Annotated in this window: 14 protein-coding genes and 1 pseudogene; 3 read left to right on the top strand and 12 right to left on the bottom strand. The window is 62.3% G+C overall.

The annotated features are described in order from the left end of the window. Nucleotides 1–121 precede the first annotated feature (121 nt). The 11 genes from VSR68_RS15980 to VSR68_RS15930 form a co-directional block, all read right to left on the bottom strand. Nucleotides 122–1351 (bottom strand): porin, encoded by a 1230-nt coding sequence (locus VSR68_RS15980; protein WP_342940774.1) that lies wholly within the window; start codon nucleotides 1349–1351, stop codon nucleotides 122–124. Nucleotides 1352–1403: 52 nt separating this feature from the next. After that, entirely contained in the window at nucleotides 1404–2909 is a 1506-nt protein-coding gene (locus tag VSR68_RS15975; protein WP_342940773.1) for an aldehyde dehydrogenase family protein, read from the bottom strand. Nucleotides 2910–2933: 24 nt separating this feature from the next. Further along, nucleotides 2934–3380 carry a c-type cytochrome gene (locus VSR68_RS15970; RefSeq protein WP_428983517.1) on the bottom strand — a complete coding sequence of 149 codons (447 nt, stop codon included), beginning with the start codon at nucleotides 3378–3380 and terminating at the stop codon, nucleotides 2934–2936. A gap of 164 nt (nucleotides 3381–3544) precedes the next feature. Then, nucleotides 3545–4057, bottom strand: a complete 513-nt coding sequence (locus tag VSR68_RS15965; RefSeq protein ID WP_342940771.1) for a cytochrome c — start codon at nucleotides 4055–4057, stop codon at nucleotides 3545–3547. Then, the gene (locus tag VSR68_RS15960) at nucleotides 4054–4599 is read right to left on the bottom strand and encodes a methylamine dehydrogenase light chain (protein ID WP_342940770.1); all 546 of its coding nucleotides are present in this window, start codon (nucleotides 4597–4599) and stop codon (nucleotides 4054–4056) included. Before VSR68_RS15960 ends, VSR68_RS15965 begins: the two co-directional genes overlap by 4 nt. Nucleotides 4600–4638: 39 nt before the next feature. Further along, entirely contained in the window at nucleotides 4639–5265 is a 627-nt protein-coding gene (gene mauD / locus VSR68_RS15955) for a methylamine dehydrogenase accessory protein MauD (protein ID WP_342940769.1), read from the bottom strand. Then, a complete protein-coding gene (locus VSR68_RS15950; RefSeq protein ID WP_342940768.1) occupies nucleotides 5262–5840 on the bottom strand; it encodes a MauE/DoxX family redox-associated membrane protein in 579 nt (192 codons plus the stop codon). Before VSR68_RS15950 ends, mauD begins: the two co-directional genes overlap by 4 nt. A gap of 7 nt (nucleotides 5841–5847) precedes the next feature. After that, nucleotides 5848–7005, bottom strand: a complete 1158-nt coding sequence (locus VSR68_RS15945) for an amine dehydrogenase large subunit (protein ID WP_342940767.1) — start codon at nucleotides 7003–7005, stop codon at nucleotides 5848–5850. Nucleotides 7006–7250: 245 nt separating this feature from the next. Beyond that, the gene (locus tag VSR68_RS15940; RefSeq protein WP_342940766.1) at nucleotides 7251–8375 is read right to left on the bottom strand and encodes a hypothetical protein; all 1125 of its coding nucleotides are present in this window, start codon (nucleotides 8373–8375) and stop codon (nucleotides 7251–7253) included. Nucleotides 8376–8384: 9 nt separating this feature from the next. Next, nucleotides 8385–11426, bottom strand: a complete 3042-nt coding sequence (locus VSR68_RS15935) for a hypothetical protein (protein ID WP_342940765.1) — start codon at nucleotides 11424–11426, stop codon at nucleotides 8385–8387. A gap of 26 nt (nucleotides 11427–11452) precedes the next feature. Then, entirely contained in the window at nucleotides 11453–12577 is a 1125-nt protein-coding gene (locus tag VSR68_RS15930) for a hypothetical protein (protein WP_342940764.1), read from the bottom strand. Nucleotides 12578–13323: 746 nt separating this feature from the next. Here VSR68_RS15930 and VSR68_RS15925 point away from each other — a divergent pair. Next, the gene (locus VSR68_RS15925) at nucleotides 13324–14400 is read left to right on the top strand and encodes a M4 family metallopeptidase (protein WP_342940763.1); all 1077 of its coding nucleotides are present in this window, start codon (nucleotides 13324–13326) and stop codon (nucleotides 14398–14400) included. A 101-nt stretch (nucleotides 14401–14501) separates the two neighbouring features. Continuing rightward, nucleotides 14502–14804 (top strand): protealysin inhibitor emfourin, encoded by a 303-nt coding sequence (locus VSR68_RS15920; protein ID WP_342940762.1) that lies wholly within the window; start codon nucleotides 14502–14504, stop codon nucleotides 14802–14804. Between the two features lie 87 nt (nucleotides 14805–14891). Here the strand turns inward: VSR68_RS15920 and VSR68_RS15915 are convergent. Then, nucleotides 14892–15133, bottom strand: a pseudogene (locus VSR68_RS15915) (hypothetical protein). Nucleotides 15134–15286: 153 nt separating this feature from the next. Here VSR68_RS15915 and VSR68_RS15910 point away from each other — a divergent pair. Beyond that, entirely contained in the window at nucleotides 15287–16498 is a 1212-nt protein-coding gene (locus VSR68_RS15910) for an MFS transporter (RefSeq protein WP_342940761.1), read from the top strand. Nucleotides 16499–16519: the final 21 nt, after the last annotated feature.

The raw sequence follows: 16519 nt of genomic DNA, 5'->3' as shown, positions 1-16519 counted from the left end.
TGGAGCGCGGCGTGCAAACGCAGATGCAATGCCGGCACCTGCGAGGCGTAGTCGCGGATGCCATCGGCGCGCGTGGCACACCGACACAACACGCCGTCGCAGACAAGAAGCTCAGTGAAATTCAAAAGCTATGCTTCAACCCCACCGTGACCGACACCTGCTTGTCGGTCGATGAATTCGGCAGATTGGGAATCTCCGCATAGTTCGCAGCCTGCCCCGTCACAGGGTCCGTGCCGATCCCGCTTCCCGCCGCCTTCTGGAAAATCCCCACCGCGTAAAGCGTCGTGCGCTTCGACAAACTGTACGTCGCGCCGAGATTCACCTGATGGAATTTCGGCGAGCCGCTCACATCGGTTTTCATCGAGTTGTAGATGTACGCCGCGCCGAGCGTCAGCGCCGGTGACAGCGCATACGTCCCGTTCACCTCGACGATATCGAATCGCGCATCCGCGCCTTGTGGACGCGTGGCGCTGGCGAAATACAGGCTGTCGTCGAGCGTCGTATGCGTATAGACGAGGCCGATCGTCGCCGGCCCGATCGTGTACGAGCCGCCCGCGCCGAAGGCCTTCAAAGCATGCGCGTTCTGCAACTCGCAGTACATCGCCGTCGGATTCGCGCACGCGAAGTCGCCGATATAACCCTGCTCGCCGCCGAGCGCCGCATCGAGCGGATTGTTCAAATCGAGGTAGCCGATGCCGAACGAGAACGGCGCGTTGTTGTAGCTCGCGGAAACGGCCCAGCCGCGCTTCTGCGAGAAGTCGCCCGCAACGCCGCCCAGCGAATACGTGCCGCTCACGGAGAAGCCCGCGAAGGTCGGGCTCACGTATTGCACCGCGTTGTTCAGATTGAGCGCGGCATTCAGGTTGTCGACGTCGCCGATGTGCGAGCCGTACAAGGTCGCCCACGTGATGCTCGACGCGTATGGCGCGAGCGCGTTCGTGTACGAGTCGAACTGTCGGCCGAAGGTCAGCGTGCCATAGCGCTCGTTGGTCAGGCCGACCCACGCGTTCTGGTTGAAGAGCGCGCCCGCTTGCACGAAGTTGCCGCTTCCCGTGAAGAAGCTGTTTTCGAGCTTGAACGTCACGGCCGTGCCGCCGCCGATGTCCTCGCTGCCCGTCAGGCCGAAACGCGACGGCGCGAGATTGCCGCCCGTGAACTGAAAGTTGTGGCCGCCGCCGACACTGCCGTCCGCATGCGTGACCTGCTGGTTGTTCGTGTACGTGATGCCGGCGTCGACGTCGCCGTATAACGTGATGCTGCTTTCGGCATGCGCGATGCCGTGCGCAGCCATCGACGCGGCGAGCGCCGCCACCGCCGCCGCGATCGTGCGCGGCGTCGTCGGATGCTTCATCTGTCTTCCCCTTTTTCCTTGTCTTGTCCTTGCAATCGCGTGACGCGACGCTCTATGCGTAATTGATCATCACCGACTTGCTTTCCGTGTACTGATCGATGACGGCGCGGCCCAGTTCGCGTCCAAAGCCCGATTGCTTCATGCCGCCGAACGGCATCGCGTTGTCGAGCAGCGAGTGGCAGTTGACCCACACGGTGCCCGCCGCAATGCGCGGAATGAGCTTGTGGATCGCCGGGAGATCGTTCGACCAGATGCTCGCGCCGAGACCATACGGCGTGTCGTTGGCGAGTTGCACGGCCGTGTCGATATCGTCGAAGGGCATCGCGACCAGCACCGGCCCGAAGATCTCTTCGCGCACGACGCGCATCGTGTGATTCGTATCGACCATCACGGTCGGCTCGACGAAGAAGCCCGGCCTGTCGAGCGCGTTGCCGCCCGCAACGGCGCGCGCGCCCTCCGCGAAGCCCGAGTCGAGATAGCCGCATACGCGCTCGCGCTGCTTCGCGGACACGAGCGGGCCGATCTGCGTCGACGGGTCCATGCCCGCGCCGATCTTCAGGCTCTTCGCGATCTGCGCGACGCCGTCGATCACCTTGTCGAATACCTTGCTGTGGATATAGACGCGTGAGCCCGCCGTGCACACCTGGCCCTGGTTGAAGAAGATCGCATTCGCGACGCCTTGCGCGGCCTTGTCGATATCGACATCGGGCAGCACGATCACAGGCGACTTGCCGCCCAGTTCGAGCGACATGCGCGTCATGTTGTCGAGCGCCGCATGGCCGATCAGCTTGCCCGTCTGCGTCGAGCCCGTGAACGCGATCTTGTCGATACGCGGATCGCGCGACAGCGCAGCGCCCGCCGTGTGGCCGTAGCCTGTGACGATATTGACGACGCCGTGCGGATAACCTGCTTCGACGATCAGTTCGCCGAGGCGCAGTGCGGTGAGCGGCGTGTCCTCGGCGGGCTTGAGCACGACGGTGCAGCCCGTTGCGAGCGCGGGGGCGAGTTTCCACGCGGCCATCAGCAGCGGGAAATTCCACGGAATGATCGCGCCGACCACGCCGACGGGCTCCTTGCGCGTGTACGCGAACACTTCGCTGTTCGGCATGTACGGCAGGCCCGCATCCATCACGCTGCCCTCGATCTTCGTCGCCCAGCCCGCCATGTAGCGGAAGCACTGCGCGGCCATCGACACATCGAGCCCCTGCGCGACCATCACGGACTTGCCGTTGTCGAGCGATTCGATTTCGGCGAGCTCGCGCGCATTCGCTTCGACGAGATCGGCGAGCTTGAGCAGCAGACGTTCGCGGTCGGTGGTCTTCATCGCGCGCCACGGGCCCGCGTCGAACGCGCGGCGCGCGGCGGCGACGGCCTGTTGCACGTCGTGTTCGTTCGCTTCGGGCACGCGCGTGAGCACGCTGCCGTCGGCGGGATTCACGACGTCGATCGCGCGGCCCGACGAGGCATCCGTCCACTCGCCGCCGATCAGCATCTTCTTCGGCTTCGCGAGAAACGCTCGCGTCGAGTCGAGCAGCGCAAAGGTGTTATTCGTCTCCATGTCCGTTTCCTTGATTGAAAATGTTCAGTAGCGGTCCGCAACGCCCGTGATGCCGCGCTCGTGCAGATCGCGAATCAACTGCGCGCGCACGGTTGCGACATCGGAGAAGGCAGGGCGGCGGTGCGCCGTGATTTCATCGGCTGTGTAGGGCTTGAAGTCTTTCGGCAGCGCATCGCGGTTCATCGTCGTGAGCAGCCAGTTCAGCACGTCGGCGAGTTCCTGGTCGGAGAGCGCCGAGTTCGACGCGCCCGGCACGCGCATCACGTATTCGCGGCCGCGAGGCAGATGCTCGAAGTAGCCGAGCGAATTCGCGAGCGGCGGCACCTTGCCAGGGATGCCGCCGCCCGTCGCCGTGTGGCAGCCCATGCAGTTGAGCACCCAATGCTGTTGCGCGAGCGCCGCATCGGCTTTGCTCTGCGCATTCGCAGACGACGGCGGCGCGAGCGTCGCGGCGCATGCAAGCAGCAGCATCGACACGCGGCGCGCAGCGCTCGTCCACAGCGCAGCCGCCGAAGCAACCCGCGCGCGCTTTTGCGTATGCCGTTGCATGAGCGGATGCATGCGCTCATGCATGTGCAGTTGCATGCGCGGTTGCATGAGCACGCGCCGGCCGGCATGAGGCACGCGGGCGGCGTTCATAGGCCGAGTCCCTTTGTGACGACGGCGCGTTGAGCGTGAACGGCCGCGCTGTCCATCGTCTGCGCGCGAGCCGCCTTGATGTCGGCGGCCGTGTACGGCTTTGCGTCGCCGTGCTGCGCATTCAGATCGAACACGACGTAGTTGAGCACCTGAGCCAGGTCTTCGTCGCTTGCGCTCGCGAAGCTCGGCATCTTGAAGTTGTAGCTCTTGTCGCGCACCTCGATCTCGCCGAACATGCCGTGCACGACGGTCGACGTCAGTTGCGCGCGCCCTTGCGCCGTCGTCGAGTACCTGCCCGGATATTCGGTGAGCGGCGGCGCGAGTCCGTCCTGACCCTTGCCGCCCGCCTGATGGCAAACGGCGCATTGCGCGTCGAACATGTTCTTGCCAGCGGGGAAGTGCGCGGCCTGTTGCGCATGCGCGATCCCCGCCGTCGCAAACGATGCAGCCGCCGCGATGCACGCAGCCGCGATTTTTCCAGCGTGATTTCCAGCGTGATGTGCGTTCATTGCTTGGCCGCTCCCAGCAGGACCGAAACCGAACAGTGGTAGTTCGAATTGCCGTTCGCCATGCACCAGTTGATGTCGTTGTCGAGCGACAGCTTGTACAGCGGCTTCTCGCGTTCGTTGCGATTGCAGAAGCACTTGCCGCACGACGTCTTGCCGCAGCAGTCGTTGTACGAAACGATGTAGTCGGAGCCGTCGTGCGGATTGCGGCAGGTGCCGATCCACGTGATCGGCGAAGGCGTCGTGCCCGGCGGGCAACTGCTCGACGTGCCGCCGCAGCAACTGCACAGCCAGCCGTCGATAGCGCAGTACTTCCAGTAGTCGCAGCTCATCGGGTCGTCGCTCGCGCCGGATGCCGCAGCACCCGATGCACCGGATGCACCCGACGCCGCATCGGCCGCATACGCGGTGCGATCGACGGGCAGAAGCGGCAGCATCGCCGAGCCGATCAGCACCTTGCCGAGCTTCGCCATCGCGCTGCGCCGCGAACTGCGCTGCGCGACGCCGCGCGCCGACTTCTCGAACCATGAATCAAAAACGCCCATACGTTGTTCTCCGCTCAGGTTGAAAGAAGGTTCGGCGCGTCACACGTGCTGTGCGTGCTGCTCGTGGCGATGGTCGCCGTGCACGAACTCCTGCAGCGACGCGACGCCGCGTTCCTTCGCTTCGAACAGGCTTTCCAGATGCTCGCGTGTGTTGACGAGACCCTTCGCGCGCACCTTGCCGCTTTCATCGAGCAGGACGGCATACGGCAGCTTGCCGATCTGATAGGCCATGCCAAGTTCTTGCGACAGCACATACGGGAAGCGTTCGAGGTTGTGCTTCTGCGCGAAGCGTGTGTGTTCGGCGAGATCGCCGTCGCTCGCGAGCACGATATTGACGGGCGTCGATTCACTGGCTTGCAGCGAAGGCAGCAGAGGCAGCAGCTTTTTGCAGACGGGGCACGTCGGCGACAGGAAGAAGAGCAGCGTGGCCTTGCCCTGCGCATCGATGCCGCCCACTTTCACTTGCGAGCCGCGAATGTCGGCGAGTTCGAACGTCGGTGCAATCGCGCCGACGGCGGGCCCTTTGTCGATCATCAGCGCGCCGGCGGGCATGATGCGTTCGTACAGAATGCCGACCTGGCGAACGAGAGCGAGACAGATCGCGCCGAGCGCGAGAACGGCAATCCACAACAGCGCGGTGGAAACGGTAAGAGCGGTTTGCATCATGAATTCCTCAAGTGAGAGAGGCGCGGCACGTTGGCGAGCAGCACATCGAAAGTGAGCAGTGCGCAGACGAGCAGCAGCACGGCGAAGAAAAGCGTCAGGTAGTCGAACCAGACGACCGAACGCGCGGCGGGCTCGATGAGCGCGGTGGCGGCGAGCGCCGCGAGCAGCAATGCGCGCGCGACATGAAACCAGCCGATGCCGCGCGGCGCGTTCGCTTGCATTGCGGCTTGCGTTACGGCTTGCGTTGCGGCAAAGCCCGAGCAGCCGCAGTCGATATCGGTGTGGCCGCGCGCGATGTTGAACGCGAGACCCGCAGCGAACGCGAGCAGCAGCGCGGTGAGCGCGATGGCGCCGAGCATGCGCGTATCGGGGAACAGCAGCGCCGCCGCGCCGACCGTTTCCGTCGCCGCGATGACGAACGCTGCGGGCGCCGTCAACGCATCGGGCAATAGCCGATAACCGGCGAGCGCCTGACGGAACGCGGCAGGGCGCCGCCATTTGGCGACGGCGCCGAGCAGCACGACGATCGCCGTGCTGGCTTGCGCGAGCGTCGCGAGTACAGGATCGGTCATCATCGCGGCCTCACGGATTGACGAGCAGCGTCGACGTATTGCCGATCTGCTTTTCGACGTTGCGCAACTTGCCCGTGCGCGCATCCATCACGACGAGATCCGACGTGCCCGTGATGCCGTAGAAGAGCGGCTTGTCGTCGTCGCTGACCTGGATCGATGCGAGCGGTTCGATCTTCTGCTGCGACAGATCCCAGCGCGCGATGCGCTTCTTCGTCTGCAGGTCGTACACCCAGATTTCGGTGGCGGGGTCCTTGTGCGAGCCTTCTTCGCCCTTGTGCATCGCGACGTAATAGCGATGCAGCTTCGCCTGCACGGCCGTCTGCTGCATGCCGCCCGGACGCCAGCCTTCGGCGCGCTCGGCGTCCGTCAGCAGCGGCCACGGCTTGCCGAATACGGGCTTGTCGCCGTGGAAATCGGCTGAGCGCACCATGCCGTGAAAAGTCGTGAACAGATAGCCGCCCTGATACGGCGACGCGTTGATAAAGGCCGGGTCCTTGTCGACGTCGATGAACGCATCGGACATCGTGCGCTTCGCTTCCTTGCCGTTCGCATCGAGCGTGATGGTCAGCGCCTTGCCACTTTCGCACAGCCCCGTGAAGCGGTCATTGCCCGACGGAAACGCGAGCACGCATGCCGCCATGTCGATCTCCGACAGCACCTTCTTCGATGCCACGTCGATCACCGTCACGGAAGCGGCGGGCGTGATGTTCGATACGTAAAGGCGCTTGCCGTCCGCGCTGAACGTGGTGTTGTACGGCGTCGGAATGTGCTGGCCGTGCTTCGGCGGAATCACGATTTCGCCTGCGTGATCGAGCGTCGCGTTGTCGGTCAGCTCGACGACGTCGGTGCGATCGCCGTGCGAGCCGCGCGCGAAGTACGTCGTCGATACGAAGCTCGTCTTGTGATCGGGCGAAATCGCAAAGCCCGGCGCAAAGCCGGCGTCGATCTGGCCGAGCAGCTTCTTCGCGTCGGCGTCGTATAGATAGACGCGCGCATCCGTCATCGACGGCATCGAAATGTCGACGACGTATACCTCGTGCGGATGCCACGGCGGCAGCTTCTGCACGGTCAGCTCTTCGGGCTTTTCGATTGCGTGCGCGCTGCCGATGCATGCAGCCGCGAATGACAGCGTCGCCGCGATGCACGCGGTTCGTCGCCTTGTTCTCATGTCGCCTCCAGTGATGATTCACGATGTGTGAGGCGACTTTAGATCGACGAAAAATCAGGCCAGCGCCGAAACCGGCAACGCGTGCGTGCCGATTTGGGATATTGGTAGTCTCGCTGAAAGGGATGTAGGGCGTGTGTTGGGTTGCGTTCGGTGGATTCGTCGGGGGTTAGGGTTTTATCCAGGAACAAAAGTCATCGACTCCTCCGTTTTGGCCGGGTCTCTGGGGGGCCTCATGCAGGCGACGGTCAGACACGTGCGTTGAGTCTCTTGTCCACCTTGCGCAGCGCACTGCTCAGATCCTGAGCCATTTCCGCCGACGTGCCCCAGTTACGCGTCCCGTCCGACGCTGCATCCTGTCCGTCGATGGGTAGCGTCTTGACCTGGTTCAGGCGCGCAAGCTCTCTGTCGAGTTCGGCAAGCCATGTATCGAACAGGACGCTGGCTTCGGAAGCCGTGATGTCCGGGCTTTTGCGCATCTGCTGATAGGCGGTGATGAGATTGGCCTTCGCGCGCTCGGGGCCGTCCGCGCCGTCCCACAGCGCGTTGAGTGCATCGTTCTTCATGTCGAGGAAAGGGCCGAGACTTTCGTCGTCGCGCGAGGCCGATCCGGTGATGCTAAGGAGGACGTAATCGGAAGCCCGATAAGGGATCTCGCCGGATGCGCCGGCATCGCGAATCCATAGCCGGCGATCGCGAACGATGAGCGCGTTGGTTTCTTGCGGCACGGGAGGCGCAACCATTGCGCAAAAGCCTGTGGTCAACGGGTCCATCGCCGACGTCGCGAGCGAGAGCCGCAGCCCCGTCAGCATGACCGTGCCCTGGATGTTCAGCAACTCGTCTACGCCTTCGAGTAAAGCGGCGCCTGTTTTCGCCACCACACCGATCTGAAATGCGCCTCCGACGAGATCGGACACGCGCTCGATCATGCTGAGCAGGGTCTTCGCGTAATTGGCGTGCTGGACCTGATAAAAGCCGATGGATATGTCGACGTCACCGCCCCGGTACGGGAAAGGTCCGGCGACGCGCGTATCCAGTACCACTGTGCCGTGCTTCGGGCTTTGTTCGCCATTCTGCTTGCGAATCAGGTTGGGGCCGACGACATATGGGACCGTCACGCGTTGCCTGCCATGGTTGAATTCCGTTACGACCAGAACGAGCGGGTCGTAGACCGCGTACCACTGGCGATTGAGGTCGAGATACATTTCGTTGACGCGTAGCGTGAAATAAGCCTCGTCTCGCCGGATTCGCGCGCCTGCGGACCCCTCCGGCCAGCATCGCTCGGGCGGAACGACGGCGAGCGCGGGCAGCGGCGCACTGTGACCTTTGATGTTCGACCAGATGTGCTGCACTTGTTCGAAGAAGTCGGGCATGGTGGGGGCCTATTGGGATTGACACAGGGATGTCTTGTCATCGACCTTGTACAGCAGTGCTTCCGGCTCGGAGAAGGACTCGTCCGTCGAAGCATTCGCCAGCAGGTCGCACGCGATTGTTTTGAGTTGTGCGGTTTGCGCGGAGTCGAGCCAATGGATGCGTTCGCTGCGAAGGTCCCAAAGCCTGACGGACAAGGGCGAACGAAAATCCCGCTGTTGAAGCAGCAGCAACATGTTGCCGTCGTTCGAGAAAAGCAGTCGCATTCCACCGGGTGATCCGCTCAACAGCGGGCCGGCGATGCCGCGCAACGCAAACATGTCATTAGGATGAGAGGGCGTTGTTTCCCCCAGCCAGATACCACGAGGGGCTGTCCATGCCGCACGCAGTTCATGGCCCACTCGAACGGCGGCGAGTGGAGGGCCTGTCCAGGAAGACCCGCCGCTGACGGGGCGCAGTTCGTCGTCGTCGGGTGGTTTGGACGCGAACAGATTTGTCGGCGGATGAAAGCCGATGCCAGGTATGCGGTAACTCGTGAGACGGCTCTCCAGCATCGCGGGTACGTCGACGTAATACAGCTTCGATGGATCGCCGACCTTGAACACGAGCGAGTCCTGATTCGAAACGAACGCGAGACCCACGGGCTGGCGCTGGCCGGGATTGCTAATTGCCGTGAAGCGACTGATGCTCAGGGTTTTCATCGCCGACTCGCCGCTCACGCGACTGACGTTCAGATCCAATCCTGCACGTGGCACCGCGCCGGAGCCATAAACCAGCCGCTGGTATTTGCGTGACACGAGGTCATCGGAGTCCGAGCTTGGCCGCTCGCCGCCGTCATAGAGGTACGCATAGCTCGCGGGTGAGTTCGACGCGAGTGAGAACACGGGCCCGGATGTGCGAGTCAGGCCGCTGATGAGGCGGGTGACGCCCAGCGGCTTTTCGTTTGCGAGCGCATCCGCGTCGACGTACACCGTGTTGAGCTCGTAGGCATCGCTTACCGAGAAGTTGCCCGCGCTGACGAGCAGGTTGCCTGCAAGGAATTCGAAGCGCGGAAAGACGGCGCCCCGGATCACCTCAGGCAGCATCTTTCTCATCAGGTCCCGCGTGACCAGCGTGCCGTCCGGCTGCCAGTAGTAGGCCGTGCCCGATACGATGGCGACGGGCCCGAGGCCGTCGATGAATCCGATGGCCGAGGTCAGGACGTTCTGTTTCGACGCCGACGGCGGCGGCAGCTTCCGGGTCAGGACCGGCTCCATATGCTGATACGTCGAGTCCTTGGGCAGCGCGTAGATCGTGACGGTCTGCATGTCCTCGGAGAGCACGGCCACCTGGCCGTGGAGAGGATCGATTCCGGCGCTGCGGGCCTGACTCGACATGACGGGTGTGCGTATCAGCGCATTGCGCAACGCGAGTACGGTTCGCTGCGGCGCGTGCTTGCCCCGGGCCCACACGCGCTCGTAGAGATTGTCGGGATTGTCCGTTGCCTTGAGATTGGCGAGCAGCAGGACCAGGCTTTGCCGAAAGTTAGCCTTCGGCGCATACACGGCCAGCCGGTTACGCCCGTCGATCAGGGACTGCTTGGCAGCGAGCAGTTCCGCACTGCGTCCCGCAGTCTGCAAGGCGAACAAGGTGGCCGCCGCGATAACAACAGCCAGAACCGAAGCAAGGGCGAAGAAAACGCGGCGTATGCTTCGTTGTTCCGCCCGCCGCGTATCGATCTCGGTTTTCCAACGCACTAGAACCGTCGCCAGCACGTCATGCTGCAAACTGTACGACTGCGGATTCTCGGGCGGTTCTCCGCGCAATAGCGGGCGGGGACCGCGACTGAGTTCGAGCAACGTCTCGCGTATCTTTCGCCCGATGCCCTCGTTCGACGCCCGCCGCTCAAGTTCCTCGACAGGCTCGGACAGCGACACGAGCGCGCCTCCGCCCTGGCGGCTGACGAGCGAGTGCAGAAGCGCGCGCCACTGGTCAGGTTGAGATCGAGTCTGCCTCGCCGCGTAGTGAACGCCCTCGTCCACATAGGCTCGCATCATTCCGTCGGCACGGCCGTGTGATTCGAAGGCTCTGTACGTGATGACGTGCCCTTGATTCGACACTTCGCCGTACAGCGCTGCGCAAATGATCTGTAGCGCCGGCGTCACCGATCCTGCCCGATACGAATCCAGCACGTTGTCGATGATTTTTTGTAGCGCGTCCGGCTCGAAGGAAAAGTCGTACACGCGCCGTGGCTCGTCTGATGCGGGTTCTGCACTCGTGGTCGCCTCGGTCGGCGCATTCATTGCGCGGTACAACGCATCTCTGTCGCGAATCGACCTCAGCATGTAGGGTTCGACGCCGCCGTGCTTGGGGCGAGCGGCCATCCGGTCGTCGCTGATGCGCAGTTCGTCCCGGAAGCGTCCGTAGTACTCGGTGCGGATCGAGACGATTGCACGGATGTCGACGTTCTGCAGATAAAGCTCTTCGAGAAAGAAGAAGAACGCCGAAGCCGCTTCGCGCCGGGATGGATCGTCCAGCACGTGCGTCAAGACCTCTTCGGCCTGGTCCAGCACGAGCACGAGTTTTCCCGAAAGCTCGGCGCATGTAGCGCGCAATGCGTCGACCAGTCTGACTGCCAGCTGCCGGCGGGGCACTGTCAGCGCGTCGCGTAGCAGGCCGCGGATTTCATTGCGGGTACGGGTGTCGACCAAGGTGCAGACATCGGCGTCGTTGTCATGCGTCGGTTCGCCGGCCGGCAGGGCTTCGCGTTCGAACGCGTCGATCATGGCTTTGGCGATTTCCGGAAGCGGGTCCGCGGTACATCGAATTGCGCCGTCATGAGTCGACAGAAATACGCAAGGTTCCGTAGCATGCGTTCTCAGAAACGGAATAAGGCCTGCGCGCAGAAAGGAGGATTTGCCGGCTCCGCTCACGCCTTGCAAGATCAGCAGTTTGGCGTTGAACCGGAACAACGCGCGCTCGCATTGGCGCTTGTCAGTCTCTCTCTCGCAGAAGAGGAGGGCGTCGCTCTCACGGTAGAACCTCAAACCAGGATAGGGACACTGAGGCCACATGACAGTCCTCCAGATCGAAGCCGCGATCAGGCGGCGAGTTGCAGGCCCTCGAACGGTCGCGTCAAGCGGAAGCGACGATCCGCATAGCATGTGTAGAGGAGATTGAGAGGAAACAGATCCTCATCGCGCTGCATACGGTCAAACGCCTTGCCGAGCGACAGGCCGCGTGCACAGAGGCCCCACATCAAACGCGTACCGCAGCGAATCGCATGCGTGTTGACCATCTCCGCCTCGGTCCCCACGAGTCCGCAAAATCCGGGCGCGGCCACCGATCCCAGAAGAGAGCAATGCTCTTCCCCGGCGACCGAACAGCAGCAATTCAAAATAAGTAACGTGGTCTGGGTTTCACGTTGATCCCGTTGCAGGATCTCAGCGAAACTGCCCGAATCGATTTGTTCGCTGCCCGAAAGCTTGAGGTAGTCACCATTCGAATGTCCGAACACGAAGACGACACGATTCGAATCCGCGATCTGCCGACAGGCTTCCCCGGCCTCGCGCCAGCTGTAATACGCCTTCTTGAATTCGATATTCTTTAGAAGCAGACCTAGCCTGTGGCTGTCCGTGCCGATCAGGTCGTAGATATCCTCGAATTCCGTTTGGTCCATCGCGTAGAGCGACCTGAACGAGTTCGGATCGATGTCGAGCGAATCGCACAACGTGCCCGCGATCAGCATGGAAATCCGGTGCCGGTTGACCCAGAAGCCTGAGAAATCCGCGCGACTCGGGCGAGATATTCGGGCTAGCGGTCGAGGTTGCCGGTCGCAGAAAACGAAGCCGAATGGCAGCGTCACCTGCTCGTCCGAGCAATGAATCGTGAGATCGGCATGTCGTGGCGATGCTGCGGCGAGTTCGTCCGCAAGCCTGCGTGCGCGAGGATCATTGAAGGGTAATAGCGCCTTATGGAGCGCTTGTCCGTGGGTTCTTAAGGCTGAAACAATTTCTATGTAACGCTCCCAGCCGGGGTCTCTGCCGGGGTCCAGCCCGAATGTCCCGACATACTTGCTCAGTCTGGTGAGATCGTCGCGAATTTCCTTCCCGCGCTGCTGGAGAAGGGCCTTGGACAGGAGCAAAGGTTTATCTCGCGACCCAGCCTGGCCAGTGCGCCACGTCAACTTGATATCGTTGCCGTTCGGATCGAGGAACAACTCCATGATTGTTCTCCTTCTTGCAAGCTGGAAAAGTGATTTGATGTCGGGAGTTTTTATAGTCCGGGCGGGAAAGCGAAATAGATAAATTAAGGCCGAAAGAATGCGGCAGGTTGTCGAGCAGTACAGTCGGCGTGCTCGAAAACTTTGCTTTGTCTGAGAGTACATTGAGTGAGTAGTTGAAAATCATGCTAACGGGATTCATCGTTTCTCGGCAATATGCCTTTCGTAATAGCTCGCCGGCCGATGCCCGCCGCGTGCGACGAACGCAAGGAATGAGCGGCCTTCGAAGTGTTATCTAACATTTGCCGTTGTGACAGCACTTCGGGCGACGGTATCCGACGCTCACGAGAAACAGTGGCGTTCACCATATCGCGTCCGCGAACAAAACCATTTTCTTGAAATATAACCGGCCACGTTCGTATTGGTTGAGAGGGGTTGTCTTTTCGATGCGGCGCGAGGATGCGCAATTTTCACGTGAACGATTAGGATCGCTATGTAGTCAACAATGTGCTAATCGAGTGACGCGAAAGTTTAGCGGATTAAGCTGGAATATTGACGAATGGTGTCGGCTGGACATGTCTATTCTTATTGGGCGCGAGAGGAAGAATACGAGTGTGTCCACATCGACGTTCATCTGTCGTTAAAAGAATCGTCAACTATTCAAGCGAATTCGACGAATGAAAAAAATATGATGGATTCCTGTTGCGCCAGTGTTCATGAATGCAATTGGTTATAACGAGGAGTACATCATGTGCAAGAGTCTTGTTGTTGGACGCTCTCACTCTATTTACTGCATTCTTCCGCCTCACATGCTGGAGCACATTGCGAAGAAAGGCGATGAGAAACAGCGCGCGCGAGCCATCGACACCTTGTCGACCGACCACACGATGCGGCAGTTTCGCTCTGTGCAGGCGGCATCGTTCACGCAGAGACGCGCCATGCCGATGCCGGCCGCTGCCGCGCCTTCCGCGCATCGAAGCATCTACACGGCGAATCAGAGTGAGACGCTGCCGGGCGCGATCGTTCGTGCCGAAGGAGCAGGGGCTTCCGGCGATGTGTGCGTCGACGAGGCGTATGACGGACTCGGCGCGACCTTCGAGTTCTATCTCGAGGTGTTCCACCGCAATTCAATCGACGATGCGGGCCTGCCGCTGCTCGGGACTGTCCACTACGGACAAGACTATGACAACGCGTTCTGGAATTCGCAGCAGATGGTATTCGGCGACGGCGACGGCACGCTCTTCAATCGCTTCACCATCGCGGTCGACGTAATCGGCCATGAGCTGACGCACGGCGTGACGGAGCATACAGCGGGGCTGAACTATCTGGGGCAGGCCGGCGCGCTCAATGAATCTGTTTCGGATGTGTTCGGATCGCTGATCAAGCAATACGTGAAGAAGCAGACTGCCGATCAGGCCGACTGGCTCATCGGCGAAGGACTGCTTGCCAAGGGCGTGAATGGCGTTGCGCTGCGCTCGATGAAAGAGCCGGGTACCGCTTACGACGATCCCACGCTCGGCAAGGATCCCCAGCCGGATCACATGAGCAAGTATGTTCACACGACGCAAGATAGCGGGGGCGTGCATATCAACTCGGGCATCCCGAACCGGGCGTTCTACCTCGCTGCCGTTGAAATCGGCGGCCAGGCATGGGTGAAGGCCGGGCGCATCTGGTATGAGACGCTGAACGACTCTCATATCAAGCCATCGTCGACGTTCAAGGGCTTCGCGCAACTCACTGTCTCGAATGCGAACAGGCTGTACGGTGCGAATAGCGCGGAATCGGCTGCTGTCACGAAAGCCTGGAAAGAGGTCGGTGTATTGTGATGGTCATACGTGTCCGCTTTCTTGTTGGACTCGTTTGCGGGGCGTGTCTGGTCACTGTCGCGGCCGGATGCGCCTCCGATGACTCGCCAAAGGAACGCCCCATGCAAGCGGAACTCACGACAGATGGCGGATTCGGCGCCTTCCCCGGACTCATGCGGCCGGTCTTGCTCGACGAAAACGACTTGCCGCCCGATGAGCGCGCCATGTTCGAGCGGCTCGTGGCCGAGGCACGCGCCGAGGCCGCTGCCATCCCGCCTCGAACTGCGAAGCCGGTCCCCGATGGACGGACTTATCGAATCGATGTCCACAGCGACGACATGCTGCGGCTCAGCGCCGCTGACCCTTCCGTGCCGCCGGCCTTCGCCGCGTTGATGGACTTCGTTAAGAAGCATGGGCATCGGTAGGATGCCGGGTCGCCCGCAAGTACGTTTATCGAAAGCCGTCCGCTGCACGGGCCGCGCAAAGGTTGCCCCGACGCTCACGCGTCAAGATCACATCGCCGTATCGCCACCGAGTGAAGGCGAGATCGTGCTGTCGCGGTTCGGATCGTCGGCGCGTTCGTCGGCGCGCACGGACCGCATCGAAACGGGCGGATGATCGTGATGGCACGACTCCACGGTGCCGTTGACGAGGCACTGCTGAAATGCGTCGGCATCTCTTTGTTCGCGAAGGTGTAGGCCGTCTGCTCGACCTCGACCTGAGTGTCGGAGGTGCGAATCGTCGTGATGGTCATGGTGTGCTCCCTTTTCCGCGCGTTGACTCACGGAGCTGGGCGCAAACGGCATGCCCACATTTCGACTAAAGGCCAAAGATATCGGCTAAAAAACAGCGCGCGCGGAATATCGCTTGCTGCTTCGACACGATGCGAACCTCGATGGAGACGCGCATGCATCCGTCTTCGCGCACGCGAACGATGCTGAGCCGCCGGGCATCGCTGATGTCGGCCGCCGTGCTGCTCGGCGTGCTCTACGCCGGCAGTCCGCTCGTCACGCCGCTTTATCCGTTGTATCAGCGCGCATTCGGTCTTTCCGAGCTGATGGTCACGCTCGTCTACGCGGCCTATGTGATCGGCAATCTCGGCGCGCTGTTCGCGTTCGGCCGCGTGTCCGATCGCGCGGGGCGCCGGCCTGTGAGCCTCGTCGTGGTCGCCGTTGCGTTCGTCAGCACGCTGCTGTTTCTTTTCGCCGTGCATCCCGCGTGGCTCTTCGTTGCGCGCGCGGCGAGCGGCCTCGCGATCGGCGTCGGCGCGGCGACGGCGACAGCATGGATCGCCGAACTGCATCCCGCCGACGACAAGGCCGCCGCGAGCCGCCTCGCCGCAGCTGTGAATCTCGCCGGTCTCGCTGCGGGCGTATTGATCGCGGGCCTGCTCGCGCAATTTGCGCCGTGGCCGCTGCGCACGGTGTTCGTCGTCTACGTGCTGGTCCTGGCCGGCACGGCGGCGATGACGGCGAGAGCCTGCGAGACGGTGGATCATCCTGCGCGACGGCTCGCGGACCTGTCGTTCGAGCCGCGCATCGGCGTGCCCGCCGGGTTGTACATGGCGTTCGTCGCGCCTGCCGTCACGGCCTTCGCGACGTTTGCGCTGCTCGGCTTCTATGCGGCGCTGCTGCCCAATCTCATGCAGAACAGCATGCATACGCACAGCACGGCGTTGAGCGGTGCGGTCGTCGCCGAGCTGTTCGCCGCGAGCACCGTCACCGTGATCGCGACACGCACGCTCGGCGCGCGGGTCGCAATGTCCGCCGGCCTGTGGCTGCTGCCGCCCAGCCTCGCGTTGCTGTTGTGGGCGCAAGTTGCGGGATCGATTGCGCTGCTCGTCGTCGCGACGGCGCTCGGCGGCGTTGCGTCGGCACTGGGCTTTCGCGGAAGCCTGCAAGAGGCGAACCGGATGGCGCCCGCCGGTCAGCGCGCGGAATTGCTGTCGGCGTATCTGCTGTGCTGCTACACGGGCAACTCGCTGCCTGCCGTGGGCATCGCGCTGCTGTCGCGCAGCGTCGGGCACCTGTGGGCCGATGTGGTGTTCGCGGCCGTGTCCGCGGCGCTGTCCGTCATCGCGCTGACAGTCGGCGGCCGTCATGTGCGGCGTGCGGGCTGAGCGGCTGATCGGGCGGGAATA

Origin of the sequence: Paraburkholderia phymatum (assembly GCF_038900715.1) — a bacterium.
Classification (GTDB): Bacteria; Pseudomonadota; Gammaproteobacteria; order Burkholderiales; family Burkholderiaceae; genus Paraburkholderia; species Paraburkholderia phymatum_A.
Note: the sequence above shows the minus strand (reverse complement) of the source record. Positions and strands in the feature narration are given on the sequence as shown.

Excerpts from the sequence above, each read along its gene's own strand:
- VSR68_RS15980 (WP_342940774.1), bottom strand. The coding sequence starts at position 1,351 with ATGAAGCATCCGACGACGCCGCGCACGATCGCGGCGGCGGTGGCGGCG.
- VSR68_RS15975 (WP_342940773.1), bottom strand. The coding sequence starts at position 2,909 with ATGGAGACGAATAACACCTTTGCGCTGCTCGACTCGACGCGAGCGTTT.
- VSR68_RS15970 (WP_428983517.1), bottom strand. The coding sequence starts at position 3,380 with ATGCTGCTGCTTGCATGCGCCGCGACGCTCGCGCCGCCGTCGTCTGCG.
- VSR68_RS15965 (WP_342940771.1), bottom strand. The coding sequence starts at position 4,057 with ATGAACGCACATCACGCTGGAAATCACGCTGGAAAAATCGCGGCTGCG.
- VSR68_RS15960 (WP_342940770.1), bottom strand. The coding sequence starts at position 4,599 with ATGGGCGTTTTTGATTCATGGTTCGAGAAGTCGGCGCGCGGCGTCGCG.
- mauD (WP_342940769.1), bottom strand. The coding sequence starts at position 5,265 with ATGATGCAAACCGCTCTTACCGTTTCCACCGCGCTGTTGTGGATTGCC.
- VSR68_RS15950 (WP_342940768.1), bottom strand. The coding sequence starts at position 5,840 with ATGATGACCGATCCTGTACTCGCGACGCTCGCGCAAGCCAGCACGGCG.
- VSR68_RS15945 (WP_342940767.1), bottom strand. The coding sequence starts at position 7,005 with ATGAGAACAAGGCGACGAACCGCGTGCATCGCGGCGACGCTGTCATTC.
- VSR68_RS15940 (WP_342940766.1), bottom strand. The coding sequence starts at position 8,375 with ATGCCCGACTTCTTCGAACAAGTGCAGCACATCTGGTCGAACATCAAA.
- VSR68_RS15935 (WP_342940765.1), bottom strand. The coding sequence starts at position 11,426 with ATGTGGCCTCAGTGTCCCTATCCTGGTTTGAGGTTCTACCGTGAGAGC.
- VSR68_RS15930 (WP_342940764.1), bottom strand. The coding sequence starts at position 12,577 with ATGGAGTTGTTCCTCGATCCGAACGGCAACGATATCAAGTTGACGTGG.
- VSR68_RS15925 (WP_342940763.1), top strand. The coding sequence starts at position 13,324 with ATGTGCAAGAGTCTTGTTGTTGGACGCTCTCACTCTATTTACTGCATT.
- VSR68_RS15920 (WP_342940762.1), top strand. The coding sequence starts at position 14,502 with ATGCAAGCGGAACTCACGACAGATGGCGGATTCGGCGCCTTCCCCGGA.
- VSR68_RS15910 (WP_342940761.1), top strand. The coding sequence starts at position 15,287 with ATGCATCCGTCTTCGCGCACGCGAACGATGCTGAGCCGCCGGGCATCG.